This window comes from Pedobacter rhizosphaerae (assembly GCF_900111155.1).
Lineage (GTDB): Bacteria > Bacteroidota > Bacteroidia > Sphingobacteriales > Sphingobacteriaceae > Pedobacter > Pedobacter rhizosphaerae.
Map to the genome: position 1 here is coordinate 22,307 of NZ_FOGG01000039.1, position 21,667 is coordinate 43,973.

22 protein-coding genes are annotated in these 21,667 nt (G+C 38.5%); 11 read left to right on the plus strand and 11 right to left on the minus strand.

The features are described 5' to 3' along the window. Nucleotides 1-373: 373 nt before the first annotated feature. On the minus strand, nucleotides 374-1,645 hold the full coding sequence (serS, locus tag BMX11_RS20835) for a serine--tRNA ligase (protein ID WP_090888367.1): 1,272 nt from the start codon (nucleotides 1,643-1,645) through the stop codon (nucleotides 374-376). A gap of 116 nt (nucleotides 1,646-1,761) precedes the next feature. Here serS and rsmI point away from each other — a divergent pair, with 116 nt between their 5' ends. The 5 genes from rsmI to BMX11_RS20860 all read left to right on the plus strand — a co-directional run bounded on the left by rsmI (nucleotide 1,762) and on the right by BMX11_RS20860 (nucleotide 5,844). Beyond that, on the plus strand, nucleotides 1,762-2,475 hold the full coding sequence (gene rsmI / locus BMX11_RS20840) for a 16S rRNA (cytidine(1402)-2'-O)-methyltransferase (RefSeq protein WP_090888370.1): 714 nt from the start codon (nucleotides 1,762-1,764) through the stop codon (nucleotides 2,473-2,475). A 39-nt stretch (nucleotides 2,476-2,514) separates the two neighbouring features. After that, complete coding sequence (locus tag BMX11_RS20845; protein WP_090888373.1) at nucleotides 2,515-3,159, plus strand: PH domain-containing protein; 645 nt, start codon at nucleotides 2,515-2,517, stop codon at nucleotides 3,157-3,159. 11 nt (nucleotides 3,160-3,170) lie between these two features. Next, nucleotides 3,171-4,796 (plus strand): apolipoprotein N-acyltransferase, encoded by a 1,626-nt coding sequence (gene lnt / locus BMX11_RS20850; protein WP_245738732.1) that lies wholly within the window; start codon nucleotides 3,171-3,173, stop codon nucleotides 4,794-4,796. 9 nt (nucleotides 4,797-4,805) lie between these two features. Then, a complete protein-coding gene (gene lspA / locus BMX11_RS20855; RefSeq protein WP_090888379.1) occupies nucleotides 4,806-5,348 on the plus strand; it encodes a signal peptidase II in 543 nt (180 codons plus the stop codon). Nucleotides 5,349-5,427: 79 nt separating this feature from the next. Further along, nucleotides 5,428-5,844, plus strand: coding sequence for an OsmC family protein (locus BMX11_RS20860; protein WP_090888382.1), 417 nt, complete (start codon nucleotides 5,428-5,430; stop codon nucleotides 5,842-5,844). Between the two features lie 403 nt (nucleotides 5,845-6,247). Here BMX11_RS20860 and BMX11_RS20865 read toward each other — a convergent pair whose 3' ends face one another. Together BMX11_RS20865 and BMX11_RS20870 are read right to left on the minus strand one after the other, a co-directional pair. Next, nucleotides 6,248-7,888, minus strand: a complete 1,641-nt coding sequence (locus BMX11_RS20865) for an NAD+ synthase (protein WP_090888385.1) — start codon at nucleotides 7,886-7,888, stop codon at nucleotides 6,248-6,250. Between the two features lie 50 nt (nucleotides 7,889-7,938). Continuing rightward, a complete protein-coding gene (locus tag BMX11_RS20870) occupies nucleotides 7,939-8,613 on the minus strand; it encodes a porin family protein (RefSeq protein WP_090888388.1) in 675 nt (224 codons plus the stop codon). Nucleotides 8,614-8,638: 25 nt separating this feature from the next. On the opposite strand from BMX11_RS20870, the gene gldB reads away from it, so the two are divergent. The 4 genes from gldB (at nucleotide 8,639) to BMX11_RS20890 (ending at nucleotide 12,582) form a co-directional block, all read left to right on the plus strand. Continuing rightward, a complete protein-coding gene (gene gldB, locus BMX11_RS20875; protein ID WP_090888391.1) occupies nucleotides 8,639-9,673 on the plus strand; it encodes a gliding motility lipoprotein GldB in 1,035 nt (344 codons plus the stop codon). Between the two features lie 62 nt (nucleotides 9,674-9,735). After that, entirely contained in the window at nucleotides 9,736-10,506 is a 771-nt protein-coding gene (locus BMX11_RS20880; protein ID WP_090888394.1) for a patatin-like phospholipase family protein, read from the plus strand. 289 nt (nucleotides 10,507-10,795) lie between these two features. Next, nucleotides 10,796-11,599, plus strand: coding sequence for a M12 family metallopeptidase (locus BMX11_RS20885; RefSeq protein WP_090888397.1), 804 nt, complete (start codon nucleotides 10,796-10,798; stop codon nucleotides 11,597-11,599). 74 nt (nucleotides 11,600-11,673) lie between these two features. Beyond that, nucleotides 11,674-12,582, plus strand: coding sequence for a hypothetical protein (locus BMX11_RS20890; protein WP_090888400.1), 909 nt, complete (start codon nucleotides 11,674-11,676; stop codon nucleotides 12,580-12,582). A gap of 3 nt (nucleotides 12,583-12,585) precedes the next feature. On the opposite strand, the gene BMX11_RS20895 is transcribed toward BMX11_RS20890, so the two are convergent. From BMX11_RS20895 to BMX11_RS20910, 4 genes are all read right to left on the minus strand, one after another. Next, nucleotides 12,586-13,302, minus strand: coding sequence for a 2-phosphosulfolactate phosphatase (locus BMX11_RS20895; RefSeq protein ID WP_090888403.1), 717 nt, complete (start codon nucleotides 13,300-13,302; stop codon nucleotides 12,586-12,588). Between the two features lie 69 nt (nucleotides 13,303-13,371). Then, nucleotides 13,372-14,451 (minus strand): glycine cleavage system aminomethyltransferase GcvT, encoded by a 1,080-nt coding sequence (gene gcvT, locus BMX11_RS20900; RefSeq protein WP_090888408.1) that lies wholly within the window; start codon nucleotides 14,449-14,451, stop codon nucleotides 13,372-13,374. Between the two features lie 200 nt (nucleotides 14,452-14,651). After that, a complete protein-coding gene (locus tag BMX11_RS20905; RefSeq protein WP_090888410.1) occupies nucleotides 14,652-15,854 on the minus strand; it encodes a glycosyltransferase in 1,203 nt (400 codons plus the stop codon). Between the two features lie 21 nt (nucleotides 15,855-15,875). After that, nucleotides 15,876-16,484: a ribonuclease HII gene (locus tag BMX11_RS20910; protein ID WP_090888413.1), complete on the minus strand. Its 609-nt coding sequence runs from the start codon at nucleotides 16,482-16,484 to the stop codon at nucleotides 15,876-15,878. 425 nt (nucleotides 16,485-16,909) lie between these two features. Here BMX11_RS20910 and BMX11_RS20915 point away from each other — a divergent pair, with 425 nt between their 5' ends. Next, nucleotides 16,910-17,257, plus strand: a complete 348-nt coding sequence (locus tag BMX11_RS20915) for a TfoX/Sxy family protein (protein ID WP_090888416.1) — start codon at nucleotides 16,910-16,912, stop codon at nucleotides 17,255-17,257. Here BMX11_RS20915 and BMX11_RS20920 read toward each other — a convergent pair. The 3 genes from BMX11_RS20920 to BMX11_RS20930 are packed head-to-tail and all read right to left on the minus strand — an operon-like array spanning nucleotide 17,247 to nucleotide 20,477. After that, a complete protein-coding gene (locus tag BMX11_RS20920; RefSeq protein ID WP_090888419.1) occupies nucleotides 17,247-18,389 on the minus strand; it encodes an ABC transporter permease in 1,143 nt (380 codons plus the stop codon). The genes BMX11_RS20915 and BMX11_RS20920 overlap by 11 nt on opposite strands. Next, nucleotides 18,389-19,522, minus strand: a complete 1,134-nt coding sequence (locus BMX11_RS20925; protein ID WP_090888422.1) for a glycosyltransferase family 2 protein — start codon at nucleotides 19,520-19,522, stop codon at nucleotides 18,389-18,391. The genes BMX11_RS20920 and BMX11_RS20925 overlap by 1 nt, the downstream gene beginning before the upstream one ends. Beyond that, nucleotides 19,500-20,477, minus strand: a complete 978-nt coding sequence (locus BMX11_RS20930; protein ID WP_090888425.1) for a lysylphosphatidylglycerol synthase domain-containing protein — start codon at nucleotides 20,475-20,477, stop codon at nucleotides 19,500-19,502. The genes BMX11_RS20925 and BMX11_RS20930 overlap by 23 nt, the downstream gene beginning before the upstream one ends. Before the next feature lie 43 nt (nucleotides 20,478-20,520). Here BMX11_RS20930 and ruvC point away from each other — a divergent pair, with 43 nt between their 5' ends. Then, nucleotides 20,521-21,108: a crossover junction endodeoxyribonuclease RuvC gene (gene ruvC / locus BMX11_RS20935; RefSeq protein ID WP_090888428.1), complete on the plus strand. Its 588-nt coding sequence runs from the start codon at nucleotides 20,521-20,523 to the stop codon at nucleotides 21,106-21,108. A 225-nt stretch (nucleotides 21,109-21,333) separates the two neighbouring features. Here ruvC and BMX11_RS20940 read toward each other — a convergent pair. Beyond that, on the minus strand, nucleotides 21,334-21,667 hold a 334-nt coding region (locus BMX11_RS20940), incomplete at its 5' end, for a transposase (protein WP_139180240.1).

Genomic DNA, 21,667 nt, shown 5'->3' on the forward strand with positions numbered 1-21,667 from the left:
AGCTTTTTTTTGTTACAGTATTTTTTTCAATTCTTATATCTTGGTGGTCGTCATTCCCCCGCAGGGGGAAATCTTAATGCGATAGGAATACTTACCCTGCTTTCTTTTTCTGGTTATAGCGTCCCCAATGCTATTAAGTTAAGCTTTGTCAGTCTTGAGCTTCCCGATGTGAAACCGGGACAAGTAGCCGAAGACCTTCTTGATAAATCGAAAATTAAAATGTATTGCCCTTCGACAAACTCAGGATTGACAACACATTTTAATTTTCTCCTTAACTTAATAGCATTGGTAGCGCCTCCCTGTCTCGTAACCCACAGCCCGCAACTCGTAACCCGTTTTATCTACTGGTGAAGTCTCCACCGACCGGACAAGATTAATCAATCAGATCGAAACCAGTATATTTCACCAATGCTTCAGGAATCCTGATCCCATTTTCAGTTTGATAATTCTCTAGTATAGAAGCTACGATACGCGGTAAAGCCAAAGCACTCCCATTTAGAGAGTGAGCCAATTGAGATTTACCCTCCTTACCTTTAAAGCGTAGTTTTAAACGGTTAGCCTGATACGTTTCAAAGTTAGATACAGATGATACCTCTAACCAACGCTCTTGGGCAGCACTCCATACTTCCATATCATAAGTCATGGCTGAAGTAAAGCCCATATCACCGCCACATAAACGTAAAACACGATAATGTAAACCCAATTCCTGTAAAAGAGATTGTACGTACACACTCATTTCTTCCAATGTTTCGTAAGATTTATCAGGATGCGTAATCTGTACCACCTCTACCTTATCGAACTGATGCAAACGGTTTAAACCGCGAACATGGGCACCATAAGATCCTGCCTCTCTACGAAAACAAGGGGTGTAAGCCGTATTCTTAATGGGTAAATCTTCTTCTTTTACGATTACATCCCGGTACAAATTGGTGACAGGTACTTCTGCCGTAGGGATTAAATACAAATCATCTACTGTAGAGTGATACATTTGTCCCTCTTTATCTGGCAGTTGTCCGGTTCCGAAACCCGAAGCTGCATTAACCAAATGCGGCACCTGCATTTCTTTATATCCCGCTTCAATGGCATGATCTAAAAAGAAGTTAATCAATGCACGTTGTAAACGCGCACCTTTTCCTTTATAAACAGGAAAACCTGCACCAGTAATTTTAACCCCTAATTCGAAGTCGATGATATCATATTTTGCAGCGAGCTCCCAGTGCGGTAGTGCTTTGCTAGGAAGTTGAGCAGGGGTTCCATGAACCAATACCACCTCATTCTCTTCGGCCGTAGAACCCTGTTTTACCAAATCATATGGTAAATTAGGTAATTGAACGATTAGATTATGCTGTGCTGTTTCCAGCGCTGTCAGTTTATCACCAAGTGTTTTAATCTGCTCTTTGTGACCAGCGGTTTTCGCTTTAATTTCTTCTGCTTCTGCTTTTTTACCACTACGCATTAAATCGCCAATTTGTTTGGCTGCTGCATTCGCTTCAGCGGAGATAGCGTCTAAGGAAGTTTGTGTGGAACGACGGTCTTCATCAACTTTGATGATCTCATCTACCAACTCAGGCTGTTTAAAATTACGGATACTTAAACGTTCTAAAACTTTCTCTCTATTTTCGCGGATATAATTAACTTGCAGCATTATTTAATTTTTTAAGCAAAGATAATAATTAAGTCGTCATTGCGAACGCAGTGCGGCAATCTCTCTCAAAAAGATTGCTTTGTCGTTCCTCCTCGCAATGACGAGAATTGAAAAATATGAGCGGCAAACTATTTCTGGTACCTACACCAATAGGCAATTTAGAGGACATGACCTTCAGGGCGATCCGCATTTTAAAGGAATGTGATCTTATCCTTGCTGAAGATACGCGTACCAGCGCCCCTATGCTCAAACATTTCGGCATAGATAAAAAGGTATATGCGCACCACCAGCATAACGAGCATAAGGCTACTGCAGAAATTATCAGGTTTTTAAAGGAAGGACAAAAAATTTCCTTAATCTCTGATGCAGGAACACCCGCCATCTCTGATCCGGGTTTTTTGTTGGTTCGTGAAGCCATTAAAAATGAGATTGCGGTGGAATGCCTGCCCGGAGCAACTGCCTTTGTACCTGCATTGGTAAACTCTGGCCTTCCGGCTGATGCCTTTGTTTTTGAGGGATTTTTACCTGTAAAAAAAGGTAGGCAAACCAAATTCAAGAAATTGGCTGAGGAAGAACGCACCATTATACTTTACGAAAGTCCGCACCGTTTATTGAAAACCTTAGAAGAATTTGCACAATATTTGGGGGGAGACAGAGAAGCGTCGGTGAGCAGAGAGTTAACCAAAATGTTTGAAGAAACCGTTAGGGGTACTTTATTAGAGATAAAATCACATTTCGAAAACAATACTTTAAAAGGAGAATTTGTAATTTGCATATCGGGTAAACCCCACATTAAAAGCAAAAACAAATATGCGGATGTAGATGAATAACATCCCTAAATTAACAACACATCAATATAAATTGCCATTATGATTAGCATAGATAGATTTTTAAGCGACGAACAAGATCCAAAAGCTGTAGAAAAAGTTATTGGAAAACTAAATGACCTTTTAACCACAGGTGAAGAAATTTTATATTTAGCAGTACAAAAAAAGCCTGCGGTAAACTTGTTGCCCGATTGCATTGCCATTACCAATAAGCGTATTTTCTACTGTGAGCCTGGAAATTTAGGCTTAACTATGAACTTTAAAGATATTTCCTGGAAAAGCGTTAAAGAAGTTTCCTTTAAAGAAGAGTTTTTTGGTTCTAAATTCATCTGTGTACCACAACATGGAGAAAATATTGTCACGGAGTTTATCCCAAAAGTTCAGGCTAGAAAACTGCATCAGGCAGCAAATCAGCAATTAGAAGAGTATAAAGAGTTAGTTCGTCAGCAAAAGCTGGAGGAAAATCGCGCAACAGCCTCCCCTATTAATTTGAATGCCCAACCTGTTGTCGAAATCCCGGTTATTGAGCCTGTAGCTCCAGAGCCGATTCAAATTGCTGAAGTTATTGAGGAACCTGAAGATGAAACGACTTTGAAATTGCGTAAGTTGAAGACTTTATACGATAAGCACCTCATTACGCAGGAAGAATACGAAGCCAAAAAAGCCAATATTTTAGATAGCCTGTAATCACGAAACCGTTGAACAAAATACAAACGTATTCGCTTGCCTTACTGAGCGCATTTTTACTCTGGCTGGCCTGGCCGCCTATGCCCTTTACCGCCCCACTGCTGCTCGTTGGCTTAATTCCATTGCTGTTTGCCATGGAAGACATTGCTAAAAGCAACATCCGGAAGAAAGGCAGGCGTATCTTTTTAACAGCGGGTTTGTGTTTTTTAATTTGGAATACGGCCTCCATATATTGGGTGTATAATGCCATAAGTGCCTATAATGGTGCAGCTATAGCATTGCCAGTGTCATTAATCCCATTCGGGTTAGGTGCCCTGCTCATGACTTTTGCCTTTTGGCTTTATTACCGGCTAGGCAATTATGTGAACAAAACCATAGCCTATTCAGGACTGATTGCGTTCTATATCGCCCTCGAGTACCTGCAACAAACCTGGGATTTAGCCTTTCCCTGGATGACACTCGGAAACGGTTTTGCAAATATGCATCAATTGGCCCAATGGTATGACCACACCGGAATTTATGGTGGTTCGCTTTGGATTTTACTGAGCAATATTTTTGCTTTTGAGGCCATTAAACAGTTGAGGTCTCACACAGGATTAGTTAAGTTTAAGACATTGGCTGTCTGGATTTTGATTGTAACCATTCCAATTGGAATTTCCCTGACCAAATACTACCATTCGGAAGAAAAAGGTACCCCTAGCAATGTAGTGGTGGTACAGCCTAATATTGATCCTTATCAAAAGCTGGAATTTATTCCTCCTGCACAACAAATCGATATCCTCAAACACTTATCAGACTCTGTTGGACAGGTGAATACAGAATATTTTATATGGCCTGAAACTGCTATTCCCAGTTATGATGATGAAGAACGCATTCATCAATCAACTACCTATAGTACCTTACAAAATTTTATCAGCAAGTATAAAAACGGAACATTAATTACCGGAATTGAGAGCATCAAATTCTACCCTGAAAAGAAGACACTTTCTGCCCAATACGATTACCAAAGAAACATTTATGTAGATCATTTTAACACGGCCATGCAGATAGAAAATTCGGCGAATGTGCAGTTTTATCATAAATCTAAACTGGTTCCCGGTGTAGAAAAAATGCCTTTCCCTAAAGTATTTTCATTTTTAGATGGCGTTTTTGCCCAACTTGGCGGAGCTGTTGGGGGTTGGGGATGGCAAGATGAGCCTGGTGTACTTTATGCACAAAGTGGTATCGGTGCTGCACCTGTGGTTTGTTACGAAAGCTTATGGGGCGATTGGATAGGCAGATCTGTTAAAGAAGGCGCACAATTTATCGCCATTATTACCAATGATGGCTGGTGGGGAAATACCTCTGGGAAAGATCAGCATATGCTTTACGCAAAATTAAGGGCCATCGAAACACATCGTGATGTGGTTCGTTCTGCAAACACAGGGATTTCATGTTTCATTAATCAGCGTGGAGATGTAGTGCAAAAAACCAAATGGTGGACCAGAACCGCTATTAAAGCGGATATCCACCTTAATGATGAAATTACCTTTTATGTTAAAAGTGGTGATATTATTGCTAAACTGCTTTCTGTAGTGGCTATTATCCTTGCGCTAATTATTCCGTTTAGAAAATGGATTAAGCCCATAAAAAAATAAGAACGAGATATGAGTATAAAAAACATTAAAAATCAGCGCGTTTTAGTCTTGATTCTATTTTTGAATGTTGTGGTCGACCAGATTTCTAAACTAATCGCGCGGAAAGAGATTGCCTACTACGAGCATATCCCTATTATTAAAAATTTCTTTACCCTCACAAAAGTAGAGAATACAGGCGCTTTTCTCTCTTTGGGAGATAATATGCCCTACGCTTTACGATTGGTTATTTTATCAGGCTTACCCATTATTGTGTTAGGATTTGGCCTTTATTACCTGTTTTCACACAAAAACCTTCCTAAAAGTATGCAGATTGCCATCTGCTTTTTAATTGGTGGTGGAATTGGTAATTTGTATGATCGGATTGTACATGGCTCCGTTACCGACTTCATGCACATGGATTTCGGAATTTTTCAAACCGGGGTATTTAATTTTGCCGATATTTCTATTATGATTGGGGTTGGCATCTTGTTGGTGCAATCATTCAGAAAGAACCTTAAAAACAATAAAAAGCAAGAAGAGGATGTAATCACGAATGTTGAACATCAATCTTAATGCACAATTAATCCAATGAAACAAACATATCGTTATATTTAGGTGTTAAAACCCTTAATCAACTCAAATAAATCTCAACATGAAAAGAAATGCAACAGCCGTATGGCAAGGTTCTATTAAAGAAGGAAATGGTAAAATCACTACCCAGAGTACAACTTTAAACGACACACAATATTCTTTTAATTCTCGCTTTGCGGAAGGTGTAGGTACTAATCCTGAGGAACTTATTGCCGCAGCACATGCAGGATGCTTTACAATGAAACTTTCTGCCAACTTAACAGAAGCAGGTTTTACAGCAGAAAAATTAGAAACAAAATGCGAAATCAACTTAGATCCGTCTAAAGGTGAAATCGTAGAATCGCACTTAACTTTAACAGCTTCTGTTCCGGATTTAACACAAGAAAAATTTGATGAACTGGTGGCTGATGCAGAGCAAAACTGCCCGATTTCTAAATTATTGAATACTAAAATTACTGTTGATGCTACTTTAGCATAATCACGTTAAAAAGCTTATACGCGTAAAGAAGCTGTATTGATGATGCAGCTTCTTTATTTTATTACAAGAACTAACACCTCTATATCTTATTGATAATGAGTGTTTTGCCTCACACCAAAACAAAGCCATTACATACTTATATTTTCTTAAATGGTTATATGGTAAAAGTTTCTCCACCCTGTAAGACAAATTAAGCTCATGGAACTATGTTCCTGAATGAGTTTGCTTCAGCTCCCCTATCCCAGCTTCGCTATGACGAAATTTGCCAGCAGAAAATAATAAACTCTTTGTGTCTTGGTGGTAAAAAAACTCAAATTGAACAGCATAATTTTCGCGCTTGAACCAATCTTCTTCAAATTCCGTGCTTTCAGTGTTTCCGTGGCCAATAAGCCCTTCAAAAAAACTAAATCAAATATTTCCCCACAATAGGCATTCTTCTACCCATACCAAAAGCCTTTGGCGAAACCCTTAAAATAGGTGGCGTTTGATAGCGTTTAAATTCAGCGATATTAACCATTCTTAAAATACGTTTCACTAAGGCTTCGTCGAAACCTTGATTAATAATTGCAGCCGTACCTTGTTTCATTTCGATATGCTGATAGAGAATTTTATCTAAAACTTCATATTCAGGAAGTGAGTCTGAATCTTTTTGATCTGGCCTTAACTCAGCAGATGGTGGTTTTACAATGGTATTCACCGGAATAATTTCCTCGTCTTTATTAATGTATCTTGCGAGTTCAAAAACCTGCATTTTATATACATCCCCAATTACCCCAATAGCGCCACACATATCGCCATAAAGCGTACCATAACCTACAGCGCACTCGCTTTTGTTGGAGGTATTGAGCAAAATATAGCCAAACTTATTACTCATGGCCATATTGATGATTCCGCGAATACGGGCCTGAATGTTTTCTTCTGCCAGATTAAAAGGCAAACCCTTAAAGGCAGGGGCTAAAGTTTCATCGAAAGCTTCGGCAATTTCCTTAATAGGAACGATTTCATGCATGCAGCCGATGTTATTGACCAAACCTAAGGCATCTTGCACAGAATGATCTGAAGAGAACTTAGAAGGCATTAAAACGGCCATTACATTTTCGGCTCCCAGCGCACGACAAGCCAAAGCACACACCACTGCAGAATCGATTCCGCCCGATAAACCCAATACAGCTTTACTAAAACCCGATTTCTGGAAGTAATCCCGAATACCTAAAATCAATGCATCATGGATTTGTTCAATATCATTGGCCCGTTGTTGTTCAGGATATTTGTTTTTAACATTTTCTACTTCGGCCAGATCAAATACTTGTAAATCTTCTTCAAAATATTTCATCTCTGCTTTCATTGAACCATCGGCATCGAAAACCAATGAACCGCCATCAAAGATAATTTCGGTCTGTGCACCTACCTGGTTTACATAAAAAAGCGGGAGCTGATATTTACTGGCATTATCGCCTAAAACTTTAATGCGTTCATCATCATGGGTATAAGAAAATGGCGATGCTGCAATGTTGATCATCACATCGGGCTTTTCCTTAATCAGCACATCCATTGGGTTAGAAACATACAAAGGATTATCGTTAATATTCCAAAGATCCTCACAAATGGTTAAGGCAATTCTTTTCCCTTTAAAATCTATACAGGCAAAATTAGTGGCAGGTTCAAAATAACGGTATTCATCAAAAACATCGTAGGTTGGAAGCAGCGCCTTTTTAGTAATGGCTTTAACTTTTCCCGCTTCAATAAAATAAGCTGCATTAAACAAATCTTTCCCCTGAAGGATATCATTTTTAACCGGCGAACCAACAATACAAGCGATATCATTGCAATGTGCAGCAATTTCTAAAACAGATTGCTCACATAGCGCAATAAACTCTTCATATTCCAGAAAGTCGCGGGGAGGATAACCACAGATAGCCAGTTCGGCAAACACAACTAAATCAGCACCTTTACTTTTAGCCAATTGAATTCCATCAATAATTTTCCGGGTATTGGCCTCAAAGTTTCCAATGTGATAATTGAGTTGCGCTAGAGCTATTTTCATCAGGTATTTTATTTATTTGTTTAGTTAATGGTCAAAAATATTCCCTCGGCTTAAAAGAAAAATCCGAAATTAAGGGCCAGGTAATGATTTTTCACATTCCTGTTTTTATCGGTTACAATATTAGTAAAACTGTTGTTAAAAGTTAAACCTGCCATAATACTGGTATTGCCGGAAACATCAAACTCACCGCCACCGCCAATAACCAAACCTGCACGATAAAATTTAACATAATCTGATACATTTAAATTATCAGCAACCGTTGTATTCCCTCTTACTGCATCTTGCTTGGCACCAATCATAAAAGAATTCGACAAGCCAAACTGTCCGTACCAGCGTTTACCATCTTCCTTGATGGTTTTTAACTTAATGGTTAATGGCAATTCTATGTATTGCAAGCGATACTTTAGATCGTAAGCTGTAGGATCTGTACTATTCTGACTTGCAGTATATGGAGATACATTTACTTCTGTACTTTTTCCATTAATAGTGGTAATTGTTAATGCAGTAGCGAAACTATAATTGGGGGCAAAGTTAAAATCGCCCATTATTCCATAAGAGAAGCCTAAGGCCACACCGTTGGTTTTTCCCTGCTCGGGTTTTAGCCAGCCAATGGTAGGCGTAGCGGTTAAGCCCAATCTAAAGCCGTAATTAGTAAGTGGATTATATTGCGCCCAGGCGCTTATTGCTGTAAACGATAAAATTAAAATGGTAGCTAGTCTTTTCATGCTTTATGTGATATATTTGTTCTACATGATGTATAACGTAAAACAGAGGCAAATTTATCTAATTTTTCTTTTCGCCATCGCATTTATTTCCTGTAAGCAAAGTAAGCGCCCCGATGTAAGTAATATTAATGTAGATATTAAGATCGAGCGCTTTGATCAGGAGCTCGCCAAAGCTCGGCAAAACGATTTGGCACAGGTTGATTTGAACCTGAACCAAAAGTATGGATTGTTTTACGATGACTATATCCATAAAATGATTGGCTCTCCCAATTACAGCAACCAGCAAGTACTGGAAATCCTGTTTAAAGATAAGGCTTACGCCGATCTGACGCATGATGTAGACAGCGTTTATCCCAATCTTAAAACGCAGGAAGCTGGATTAACAGAAACTTTTAAATACATCAAATATTACTATCCCAAAGCCAGGATTCCGAGAATGATCTCCTTCGTTTCAGGATTTGCCTATCAAATGCCTGTTGGCGATCAGTATTTAGGCATTGGCCTGGATATGTTTTTAGGTAAAGACAGCAAATTTTACAAAGCCATTATTCAAAGTGTTCCATTGTATTTATCGAGACGCTTTACACCAGAATACATTGTTCCACGTGTAACAGAAACCTATGCGCATGAAGAATTATTTCCTGAACCTGACGAAAATAAGTCGTTATTAGCCAAGATGGTTTTCCAGGGAAAGATCTTATACTTTCTCGATCAGGTTTTACCTGAGCACACCCCAGACTCCATAAAAATCGGATATACTTCCGATCAATTGCAATGGGCGCAAAATTTCGAGGGAAATATATGGGCATATTTTTTAGAAAATAATTTCCTGTACGAAACCGATTACCAAAAGATACAGGTTTTCTTATCAGAAGGCCCATTTACGCCAGGACTTGGTGAAAACAGGGAGTCGGCACCAAAATTAGGTGTATGGACGGGTTGGCAAATGGTCAAGAAATATATGGCAGAGCATCCTGAAGTTACGCTGCAGCAGTTGATGGCCGATCATGATGCGCAGAAAATTTTAAACCAATCCCGGTATAAACCGAAGCCTAAGTAAGCGTATCTCAAACAAACATCGAACATTAACAGTTTCTCAAACAGTAAACTATTTCTCATTTTATGAAAGTTGGCATTGTATTATCAGGAGGTGGCATTAGAGGCATAGCACATTTAGGCGTTTTAAAGGCATTTAGTAATCTAGGAATAACGTTTAGTCACATTAGTGGCACCAGCGCGGGTGCCATAGCAGGAGCATTTTTTGCTGCCGGTATCGATCCGGAAGAAGGATTAAATATCTTCCTTAAAACTAAGCTTTGGAAATTTGTTAGGCCTGCGGTGGGTTCACTGGGGCTGATCAATATTGAAAACACCTCGCTAATTTTAAAAGAATATTTCCCTGAAGATGCTATAGAGAAACTTAAAATTCCATTAACCATTGCTGCTGTAAATTTTAGCGAAGGCAGATTAGTTTATTTCACCAAAGGTCCTTTAATCAGAGCCATACATGCCTCAAGTTGCATCCCCGGAATATTTAGGCCCATTATGATTGAAGGCCAGATGTACGTAGATGGTGGCATCCTGAACAACTTTCCTGTAGAACCGTTAATGGAGGAATGCGACTTCATTATTGGATCTTCATGTAACCACTTGAAACCTGTAGATAAAATTACCGGAATCACCAACCTGATGGGGCGTGCCGGCATCATGTCTATTAACCATGATATGGAGCGTAAGGCTAAATTCTGTAATGTATTGATTGAACCAAAAGGTTTAGGCGCAATAAGCACGTTTGATATGAAACGGGCAGAGGAAATTTATTGGCTGGCACACGAAGAGGCGCTTATTACCATCAAGAATAATCCTACAATCAGAAATTTAATAACAAGATAACTCTAAAATGTATTATAATACACACATTTAAATATATTAAATCTACACAAAATACAACTGTAAAAACTACACTAAGTAAAATTTATATTACATTTCTCTTGATAAATCACAGACATTGATTTAAATTAGGGTTATAACTTGCAGTAAAGCGAGGTTAACCCTAAGTGTCTATCTATGATTTTAACTTTTACTAACTTCTTCCAGGGAAGAAGAATCCCCATTTTTACGATATTCTGAATGTTTTTGTAATCACCTAATTACTAATCATTAATTAATTTAAATCAAAAACATGAAAACTCTACACCTAACCAAGGTTCTGTTTCTAGGCCTAACATTAACTACTATTTTATATTCTTGTAAAAAAGAAAAACCAGTTGAATCTGAAACACTCGAAACTCCGGAATTACAAAGTGTGAATCCGCTTGGCGATATTCAGATTTGTACAGAAAGATCTTTAGATGGCACAACCCCGAGAGGTGCGGTACTTAAGGCTAAAAAATGGACCCCAGGAGCTACGCTTAAAGTAAGTTTAAATGGCAGCACGCTGGCTATCCGCAATAAAGTGATTCAATACGCTAAAGAATGGGAAAAATATGCCAACATTAAATTCAATTTTGTTACTAATGATAGAACCGCTGCCATCAGAGTAAGTTTTGTGAGTGGCGATGGCTCCTGGTCATACATTGGTACGGATGCCAATGCAATCTCCAGAGCCAATGCGACTATGAATTTTGGCTGGCTTACTTCTACTACTACAGATTCGGAATACAGCAGAGTTGTGATTCACGAGTTTGGCCATGCTTTGGGAATGATTCATGAACATCAGCATCCATTAGTGGCCATTCCCTGGGACAAACCAGCTGTTTATGCCTACTATGCCGCTGCACCAAATTATTGGACACAAGCGCAGGTAGATAATAATCTTTTTACGAAATACAGCACTACACAAACCAATTATAGTGCTTATGATAAAACATCAATCATGCATTACTCGGTTCCGAATGAACTTACCATCGGCGATTTTCAGGTGGGATGGAACACGGTATTATCGGCAACAGACAAATCTTTCATTGCTTCAGTTTATCCTTTTTAATAAAATATAGTATTTTACACCTGCCAGGACTTAATTAACCTGTCAGGTGTATATAATTACTGTTAGCTCAAGATATGTCCAAATCCATTAGAAATTACCTACTGATACCCCTGTTTCTTTTTACGCTTTTGAATTTAAAAGCTATTGCCCAAACAGACAGCCTGAAATGGAGTATTAAACCAACAGTCGGTTTTCAGAAATCTAATTTTGACTGGTCTATTGCAGGCAATGCCGCAGGTACCTCTCCCAACATACTTTCCGAATTAATATGGAAGGATGTTAAAGGCTTAGGATTGGGCCTGGATATCGGCTATAAGGTGATTAAAAATCTGACTCTTAAAACCAGCAGCGAATACTACAATATCAGCTCTGGTAAAGCAACAGATACAGATTATGCAGACGACAACAGAGAAAGTGCATTTTACAATGATGTACTTAACGCAGGTAAAGGCCACCTGTTTAAAACAAACTTACAGCTGTCTTATCAGGCTTTAAGGATGGATCAATTCAGTGTAAATCCAACAGTTGGTGTTGCATACAGGCAGCAGGAATTTTATCTATTGGAAAGCCTGAGCAATGCGAATACGGCAGGTTTAAAGTCTACTTACAAAACTGCCTATACTGGGATCGATCTTGGGGCTGAATTCAGGTTCAACACTAAATCTTTCCAAATAAGTGCAGAGGTATTGGCAGGCTTTTATAAATACTCTGCAAAAGCCAATTGGAATCTTATCCCGGATTTTGAAAAGCCGGTAAGCTTTACACACAAAGCCAATTCATTTAGTTTAGCAGGAAACCTGAACCTTTCCGTCCCTTTAAATAAAAATTTAAGCCTGGAATTAAGCTACAAAATTAATAGGATCGATACCCATTCGGGTGTAGACAGGGCTTTTTATGTGAATCAACCTCCAGAAGAAACGCTATTTAATGGAGCAACATTTAATACGAACGCCCTCCTGTTAGGCCTAAGCTTTAAGTTCTAAACCTTATCGTTTTAATGCAACCAGGCTTTCCCCTTCCAGAACCGGAATGGCTTTACAAATATTCAACTGAAGGCAGAATACCACATCTTCCTCAATATTCAGCTGTGCTAAGCGATGGCTATGGGAAGATTTATGAAGGTAGCCTCTTAAATTATCTTTAGCTAAAAGGTACAGGTCTTCCGCGGCTACACTGGAATCGTCGAAATGTTCGAAACCTTTGCGCAATTTATTTACTACAGCGCCTGCAAAAAGTGTATCTTCTAAATTAAACTGATCTTTCCAGCCCGCACAAAGCAACAAGACGTTATGGGTTTGGCTTTCCAGATATTCGCAAAGCGAATCTAGATTCAGAAAAGAGCCAATTACGACTTGTGCGGCTCTTTTATGGGCCAGGTGTAGAGCTTTTGTGCCATTGGTTGTAGTTAACACAACTGTTTTACCACCTACCTTTTCTTGGGTATAGGAAAAAGGAGAGTTTCCGAAATCGTAACCTGCCACCACTTCACCATTGCGTTCGGCGGCTAATAAATAGCCCTTATTACTGTAGTTAAGGCAGTCTTCAACATTTGCCACCGGAATGATAGCAGTGGCACCATTTTCTATACCATAAGTGATGGAAGATGTTGCACGCAAAATGTCTATAACTACAACAATACTTTTTTCAATATCATATAAATCAATCAATGCGGGCGTTAAACAAACTTCTATCTTCTTTGACATATTATAGGGAGAATAAAATAATAGTTATGCGCTTGCTAAAAGGTCAGGCGCATAACTAAACGAAAAATCTTATTTATAAAAAGGGAACTTAACTATTTTAGCTTTAATTGGCGTATTGCGAATATTGATAAAGATTTCGGTACCTTCTTTAGTGAATTCTTTAGCCACATAGCCCATTCCAATTGCCTTTTGAAGAGAAGGTGCTTGTGTGCCAGAAGTTACTTTACCAATATTGTTACCTTCAGCATCTACAATTTCATAATCATGACGGGGAATACCACGGTCGACCATTTCAAATCCTACCAATTTTTTGGCCACACCAGCTTCTTTTTGAGCTTGTAATGCTTCAGAATTAGTAAAAGTTTTGGAGAATTTGGTAATCCAGCCCAAACCAGCCTCAATTGGAGAAGTGGTATCGTCAATATCATTTCCATATAAACAGAATCCCATTTCTAAACGAAGGGTATCTCTCGCACCTAAACCAATAGGTTTAATGTTATGTGCTTTTCCTGCTTCAAATATGGCATCCCAAATTTGATCGGCGTATTGATTTTCGAAATAGATTTCAAAACCTCCGGCACCGGTATAACCTGTTGCAGAAATTACAACGTTATCTACACCGGCAAATGTGCCTTTCTTGAAACTATAATATTCCATTGAAGCTAAATCTACATCGGTTAAGGTTTGTAGAGCTTCTGCAGCTTTAGGGCCTTGAATAGCTAAAAGTGAAGTTTTATCAGAAATATTGTGCATTTCTACACCAGCAGTATTGAACTGTTGAATCCAGTTCCAGTCTTTTTCGATGTTAGAAGCATTAACCACTAGCATGTAAGTTTTTTCATCTAAACGATAAACCAAAAGATCATCAACTATGCCGCCATCTTTATTCGGTAAACACGAGTATTGAACTTTGCCATCGTATAATTTAGAGGCATCGTTACTGGTTACGCGTTGAATTAAATCTAAAGCATTTTCACCTTTCAGAATAAACTCGCCCATGTGGCTTACATCAAAAACACCAACACCTGTTCTTACTGTTTGATGTTCGGCATTAATGCCTTCGTATTGTACAGGCATATTATAACCTGCGAATGGAACCATTTTTGCGCCTAAGCCAATGTGCTTTTCTGTTAATGCGGTATTTTTCATGCTTAATTTTTAGTTGGCGGCAAAAATACTAAGAAAAAGGCAATGTTTTGGGCTTAATTTAATCTGTTTTTGGAAAGAAAAACTCAAACGTTTGATTAGGATGAGGATCAAGACTAACAGTTCAATTCATCCTACCTGGGCTGTAACTCAGGGATCAGTAACCAGATGCTTAATAACGTTCGTTAGACAGGAACCATGTATTACGCACTGAGCAACTCCTCGTATATTTTCAACATTTTAGAAGAAATAAGGTGTACGCCATGATCGTTTTCAACAGTTTTTCTGGCATTATCACCTATCTCTACCCACCTTTTAGGGTTGATGATACATTGCAAGATTGAGCGGTAAAATTCATCGGCAGAATCTGCTATCAAAATATCATGACCATGCCGGCAATTAATCCCTTCTGCAGCAGTAGTGGTAGCGATAATACATTTCTGCATCGCCATTCCCTCTATAATTTTTACCCGCATTCCGGTACCTGAAATTAAGGGCACAATCATGATGGCTTTAGAATTCATAAACTCTACGGCATCAAAAACTTCTCCCTCTACAATCAGATTTTCAGAGTCATACTCAAAAAAATGCTTCTGCATATTTTTACCTGCAATGTAAAACCGAAGATCTTTATTTAGCTTTTCAATATCTGGCCAAATATCGTCCAGGAACCACTCTAATCCTTCCTGGTTCGGCCGCCAATCCATAGCCCCTAAATGAAATAGGGTTGGAAAGCTGGTTTTACTTTTATCTACTTTATATTTTTCTAAATCAATGGCTACCGGAAATACCGACATCGGCACTTTGCAGCCAAACCTTAAAATACTTTGCCGATCTGGCTCACTAATAGCAAAAATCTGGTGAAATCGATTAATCTGATCCGTTTCGTAGGCCTTTAATCGTTGAGCTAAAAAAGCAAGATATTTCCGGCGTACCAGGAATTTTTCCGAATGTGAAAGCCGCTCCCACATGGTAAACTCAATGTTATGCGCTCTGTAAATCAGTTTAGCACTGCTATTGGCTTTTACTATATCCAGATATGGAACTACAAAAAGGCCTTCAAACTGAATAATATCAAAACTATTCTCTCTCAGTAAACCTTCCAATTGTTTGGCTGCATCTTCACTGTAATACCGGGAAACATTATAAGATTCGTTGGTAAAAATATTAAAGAATGCCGACCACACATTGACATCGGTATCAAGCTCATGCGTGTGAAATTTAATTTGTTCAAAAACGGGATCGTAAATATCATCAACATCTACCTTGCCCTTTGAAGGGTTGAGACTAAACAAAGTAATATCTGCACCAAGCTGAAGTAGACCTTTTATGGTATTGTACACCACAATTGGGTAACCACTGTTTGGCGGAAAGGGAATCCGCTTAGTAATTAACAGAATTTTCACAATGCTGTGAATTTACGAAATTTAGGCGTTTTTTGAAAACAGATCTAGCTGTGGATCGCTAACATTGAAGGTTTTTCTGTGAAAAGGAGACAAACCAATTTCTAAAACTGCCTTGCGGTGTGCTATGGTAGGGTAACCTTTATTACTGAGCCAATTATAATGTGGAAAATCATGGTGTAAATTAGTCATGTATTCATCACGATGTGTTTTCGCTAAAATTGATGCTGCTGCAATATTCAGGTATTTACCATCCCCTTTAATTATACAGCTATGCGGAATTCGTGGATAGGTTTTAAATCGGTTTCCATCAATAACCAGGTATTCGGGTTTAGTATGTAATTGCTCAATGGCCCGGTGCATAGCCAGAAACGAGGCATTTAAAATATTTATGCGATCTATTTCCTCATGATCTACTGAAGCTACCGCCCAGGCTAAGGCTTCCTTTTCAATAATCGGACGCAGCAAATCTCTTTGCCCGTGAGATAATTGCTTTGAATCGTTTAATCCTTCCAATACAAACCCCCTGGGTAAAATAACTGCTGCTGCAAATACCGGCCCGGCCAGGCAACCTCTCCCCGCTTCATCACATCCAGCCTCTAAAAACTCTTCCTGATAGCAATTCAATAACATATTGCAAAACTACAGAATTACAATCCTTTATGTAAAATATTTTGTTCAACATCTATTAAAATACTAGATTTAGGAAGAATGAACTCCTTATGCACAATTTTAAACTAACGTCGAACACTATCATCTTCGGGAATTGATAAATTAACCAACATACGCTATAATTTTGGCTACAAATCGACAAAAAGCTATCAGGGTCTACGAATTACAGAAACCGGTTATAATTGCTACAATCCACGCAACGCAATACTCTTTTTAGATGATCAGAATTTATTAATGAAATATATAGAGATATGCTTTGAATGCCACCAAAGAAAGGTGAGCTCGGAAAATATAAAATTAGGCGAGTTCTGTAATCAGAAATATGATATGCTCAGCAAATTTTTTAACGCTGCCGATATTATATATGGAACAAACAAAATAAACGAATGAAATACAACGAAATACTAGCCAATAGAATTGCCGAACGATTGATGAATCTTTTAGATGTAGAAGAAAAATTTATGTTTAGTGGTTTGGTTTACATGGTAGATGGGAAACTATGCATTGGTGTAATGAAAGATAAAATCATGCTCAGAATTGACCCTGACACATTAGACACTTTAGCCGATAAAGATGGTTGGGAGCAGATGTGGAGCGGCACGCGCCCTATGAAAGGTTATATTCTGGTATCAGAGGATGTGCTCCAGCAAAATACAGAACTAGACTTTTGGATTAACCTGGCCTTAACTTACAACCCCATTGCAAAGGCTTCTAAAAAGAAAGCTAAACCGTAACGTTCTGCCCTTTCACATCGAATGCATCGCGCAAGCCAATAGCCAGTACATTAAAGGCATAAACAGTGAGCATAATGGCTAAACCAGGTAACACAGCAAGGTACGCCGCGTCCATAATAATATACCCATAATGCTCTTTAATCATACTCCCCCAGCTTGGCATAGGCGGTTGTGCCCCGAACCCTAAAAAGCTCAGACCAGTTTCCAGCAATATTGCCGAGGCAAAGTTAGAAGATGCCACCACCAGAATTGGTCCGGCTATATTGGGTAAAATATGCTTAACAATGGTTCGGCTGGTACTAAAACCCAAAGCTCTTGCTGCCTCTACAAATTCTACTTCTTTTAAGGCCATTACCTGCCCTCGCACAAGACGGGCAACATCAACCCAGGTAGATAGACCTACAGCAATAAAAATCTGCCAGAAGCCCTTACCTAGAGCAAAAGAAATTGCAATCACCAATAATAAAGAGGGTAACGACCATACAACGTTCATAAACCAGCTGATGGCTGCGTCGATCCTTCCACCGAAATACCCGGCTACAGCACCTAATCCTACTCCAATAAATAAGGAGATCAATACCGCCATTAAGCCTACAGATAAAGATACCCGAATACCCAATATTAATCTGCTGAGCAAATCCCTCCCATAAATATCAGTTCCTAAAAGAAATTTTCTTTTATAAATCAGCATGTGTGCTAACTCATCCGGCTGGTGAGGCATTTTTATCTTTGGAACCCTATGGCTGAATATTTCATTCAGACTATACCGTACTTCCTCAGCTTTTTCATCATCGCCGATATACTCCCGAACCACAATGCTATCCTTCACAAAACGGTAATCGGTAATGGGAATACTTTTAAAATTGGGCTCCTGCCCGTAAAGCATCCTTTCAAAAAAATTGACCTTCTTGATATTGGGATTTTTACTGGTAATCAAAAACTTAAAAGTTCTGCCCGGCTTTTTATTCGTAAGCTGAAGATGCATAATATTGGCATTAGGAGAATCATCTGGCATAATCAGATAACCCAAAATCCCCATCAACATTAAGAGTGAAATAAAAGCCAAACCAGCTAAGGCCAGTTTATTGCGTTTAAATTTCAACCAAACTTTTTTCGACGGGCTATTATCCATTACCTAACCATTCTACCTTTCCAATTGTATTTTCCACTATTGCCCGCAATGCCAATGTATACCATGTAAATGATGTGAAGTACATTCAAAACCGGCACCAATAAGAGTAAACTTCGCCTTTTAGCAAAACCTGTTACATCCCATAAAAATAATGTTTCCAATAGCATTTTAACTAATAACTGGTAAAATGTAATGGTTAAAAATTCAGGAATAAAAATCCCGACTACGAAATTCAGCAGCATACTCAGGTTAAACAGCCAAATGAGCACTCCCAAAACAATAATCGCTTTATTCTTATAGCGTGTGCTTTTAGATGCCCAACGCTTACGCTGTTGAATAAATGCTTTTAAATTTTCTTTAGCATGGGTGTAAACAATGGCAGCGCTGTTTTTCAGGAAGCCAATTTGATTGGGGTATTTTGCAGCAATTTTATGCAATAATAATTCATCATCGCCAGAAGCCAGATCATCAATGCCCTGAAAACCTCCAACCTCATAAAAAGCAGCCTTTTCATAGGCTAAATTAGCTCCATTACATGTAGAGGGCTGTTTGTTTCCAATAGTTGAAGCGCCAAGGCCAATCAGATATAAAAATTCTAAGGACTGTAATCGTTCAAAGAAGCTTTTTTCCTGAAAATAAGCTACCGGAGAAGATATCATTTTATAATCTCCTTCCTCATAAAACGAAACTATGGTACTCAACCAATTTTCAGCCATTCTGCAATCTGCATCGGTCGTAATAATTAAATCACCAGAGCAAGTACCAATGGCTGTTTGAATAGCCTTTTTCTTATAAGAATTTAAGGCATCAGCCTCATTTAATTTTATCAGTTTAACCGGAGCAGGGTAACTCAGTACTATTTCCGCAGTTCTATCGGTAGAGTGATCATCAATAATGATAATCTCAGTAAGTGCCTTTGGATAACGCTGTGCAAGAAGATCGTCAATCGTTTTGCCAATATTTTGTTCTTCGTCTCTGGCAGCCACAATAACAGAAACCTTTGTTTTAGCCTCAGAAAATTTCGGAGTAAAATATTTAAGTTTATGCCAGCCTTTTATAAAGCTAATAACGAGGAAACCATAAATTAAGGTCAGCGCAGCGGATAATAGACTAGTTAGATTTAGAAGTTCCAAAAAAATTGAGTTTAAAAACGAAATAAGTGCCTAATATAGCAGGAATAATAATATTTATTAGCCAAATACTGGCTGTACAAGCAATTACTGCTACATCTTGCCTGGTAATGAAGCTAAAAAAGTAAGATGCAGTAACACTTCGAATGCCAACATCGAATAAATCTAATGATGGAAGCGTTGACTGAACGAAGAACAAGATGCAAATCATCATGATAATATCTGCATAATGCAGGCCTGGAATTAGCCAGGTAAAAAGAATAAAGTACTGCGAACTAAATACAGCGTAACGGGCCAAACAAAACATCAAAATCTTAAATAGCTCATTCTTTCTATATCTTCCTAAAATGCTGTAAAACTTCTTGTACTTCCGAGTAAATTTAATGGAGAGCAGAATACCATTTAACCACCTGATGTTAAAAAAGAAAACAATAAAAAACAGGCAGAAGGCAAATACGAGTATTTGAATGGCAAAAAACAGCCTGTAATCCAGATTAATGAAACGGTAGAGAAAAATGCTCAACGCTATGGCACCGAATACATTGGTGAGTACCAATTGCCCGATATTACCAACAGTCATGGCAACCACTCCAACAATTCTCCTTTTTGGAGAGAGGAAGAAAACCCGCCCCCCGTACTCGCCTAAGCGGTTTGGTGTAAATATGGCTAAGGTTAAACCACAAAAAACAGATTCAATTGCCCGATAAAAGCTGATACTTTCAATATGTTCTATCAGCCTTCTCCATTTTGCAGCCTCTAAAAACCAGTTGACAAACATGAGTAAAAATACACTCCCAATTACAGTGATAATTTCAAGGCGAGGAATATCTGCCAGTAGTGTTTTAAAGTTTTGCAGATTTTTATTAGAAACCAGCTTATGATAAATAAACCAGAAAGCAAATACAACAATTGCCGCTTTAATAAGTAAAGAGAATATTTTTTTTTGCTTACCTGTCAAGATTATCTTTTTTAGTTTGCAAATATGCTTAATATTGCTGTAAATGTTGAGCGAAAAAAAGGAACGGATAATTTTGGGTATTGACCCGGGAACCGCAGTGATGGGTTATGGTGTGATTTTAGAAAAGGGGAATAAAACCGAACTGCTCAGTTTAGGTGTGGTTAAAATGACCCATTTAGATGATCCGTTTTTAAAGCTCCAACGTATTTTCGAAAAAACTGTAGTACTGATAGACCAATATAAACCTGATGTTTTAGCCATTGAAGCACCCTTTTATGGTAAAAACATTCAAGTACTATTGAAATTAGGTCGCGCGCAGGGAACGGCTATTGCCGCTGCCCTATCGAGAAATATTTCGGTAACGGAATACTCGCCTAGAAAAATTAAACAATCGATAACCGGAAATGGTAATGCCACTAAAGAACAGGTTGCTGCCATGCTGCAAAGACTGCTTAATTTTAAGGAAACTCCAGAATTCCTGGATGCTACCGATGGATTAGCTGTTGCAGTTTGCCATTCTTTTCAGAAAATTACCACAGGAGGAAAATCAAAAACCTACTCGGGCTGGGAATCTTTTGTTAGCGACAATAAAACCAAAGTAAAAGGGCTACCTGTTAAGGTGAAGAAATAAATTACTGCGTAGCTCAGGACGATCGTTTCGGTCGGTGGGACACAAGCCGATAGATATATAGACCTCTAACACGCTCGTCACCCTGAATATAGACCTCTAATACACTCGTCACCCTGAATTTATTTCAGGGTCTGTACACTATCTTATAGTTGGAGTCTAGGCCTACAGGATTCTTTAATCAGGGCGATCGTTTCGGTCGGTGGGACACCATAAGTGTTCGGAAGATCACTTTGGGGGAATTTTAAGTAATAAATCTACTTTATTAGGATCACCACCACATAAGGCCACAATATCTTTCATCAATAATTTTTCCAGCTCATTCAAGAAGTGTTGTTTCATTATTTTATATCCTTTCAGCCCATTAATTTCTTTATAGGTTAATAGGAGTGTTGCGGCAATCATGGTAGTGTAAAGTACTACCATGATGCCATTTTCACTTCTGTTTATTAGATGGCTGAAATTTAATTCCTGTTTGAGGAATTTGAAAAAGACTTCAATATCCCATCTGCTTTTGTATAACAGGGTAATATCTATTGCACTTAAGTCTAGGATATTAGTG

Excerpts from the sequence above, each read along its gene's own strand:
- serS (WP_090888367.1), bottom strand. The coding sequence starts at position 1,645 with ATGCTGCAAGTTAATTATATCCGCGAAAATAGAGAGAAAGTTTTAGAA.
- rsmI (WP_090888370.1), top strand. The coding sequence starts at position 1,762 with ATGAGCGGCAAACTATTTCTGGTACCTACACCAATAGGCAATTTAGAG.
- BMX11_RS20845 (WP_090888373.1), top strand. The coding sequence starts at position 2,515 with ATGATTAGCATAGATAGATTTTTAAGCGACGAACAAGATCCAAAAGCT.
- lspA (WP_090888379.1), top strand. The coding sequence starts at position 4,806 with ATGAGTATAAAAAACATTAAAAATCAGCGCGTTTTAGTCTTGATTCTA.
- BMX11_RS20860 (WP_090888382.1), top strand. The coding sequence starts at position 5,428 with ATGAAAAGAAATGCAACAGCCGTATGGCAAGGTTCTATTAAAGAAGGA.
- BMX11_RS20865 (WP_090888385.1), bottom strand. The coding sequence starts at position 7,888 with ATGAAAATAGCTCTAGCGCAACTCAATTATCACATTGGAAACTTTGAG.
- BMX11_RS20870 (WP_090888388.1), bottom strand. The coding sequence starts at position 8,613 with ATGAAAAGACTAGCTACCATTTTAATTTTATCGTTTACAGCAATAAGC.
- gldB (WP_090888391.1), top strand. The coding sequence starts at position 8,639 with ATGATGTATAACGTAAAACAGAGGCAAATTTATCTAATTTTTCTTTTC.
- BMX11_RS20880 (WP_090888394.1), top strand. The coding sequence starts at position 9,736 with ATGAAAGTTGGCATTGTATTATCAGGAGGTGGCATTAGAGGCATAGCA.
- BMX11_RS20885 (WP_090888397.1), top strand. The coding sequence starts at position 10,796 with ATGAAAACTCTACACCTAACCAAGGTTCTGTTTCTAGGCCTAACATTA.
- BMX11_RS20890 (WP_090888400.1), top strand. The coding sequence starts at position 11,674 with ATGTCCAAATCCATTAGAAATTACCTACTGATACCCCTGTTTCTTTTT.
- BMX11_RS20895 (WP_090888403.1), bottom strand. The coding sequence starts at position 13,302 with ATGTCAAAGAAGATAGAAGTTTGTTTAACGCCCGCATTGATTGATTTA.
- gcvT (WP_090888408.1), bottom strand. The coding sequence starts at position 14,451 with ATGAAAAATACCGCATTAACAGAAAAGCACATTGGCTTAGGCGCAAAA.
- BMX11_RS20910 (WP_090888413.1), bottom strand. The coding sequence starts at position 16,484 with ATGTTATTGAATTGCTATCAGGAAGAGTTTTTAGAGGCTGGATGTGAT.
- BMX11_RS20915 (WP_090888416.1), top strand. The coding sequence starts at position 16,910 with ATGAAATACAACGAAATACTAGCCAATAGAATTGCCGAACGATTGATG.
- BMX11_RS20920 (WP_090888419.1), bottom strand. The coding sequence starts at position 18,389 with ATGGATAATAGCCCGTCGAAAAAAGTTTGGTTGAAATTTAAACGCAAT.
- ruvC (WP_090888428.1), top strand. The coding sequence starts at position 20,521 with ATGTTGAGCGAAAAAAAGGAACGGATAATTTTGGGTATTGACCCGGGA.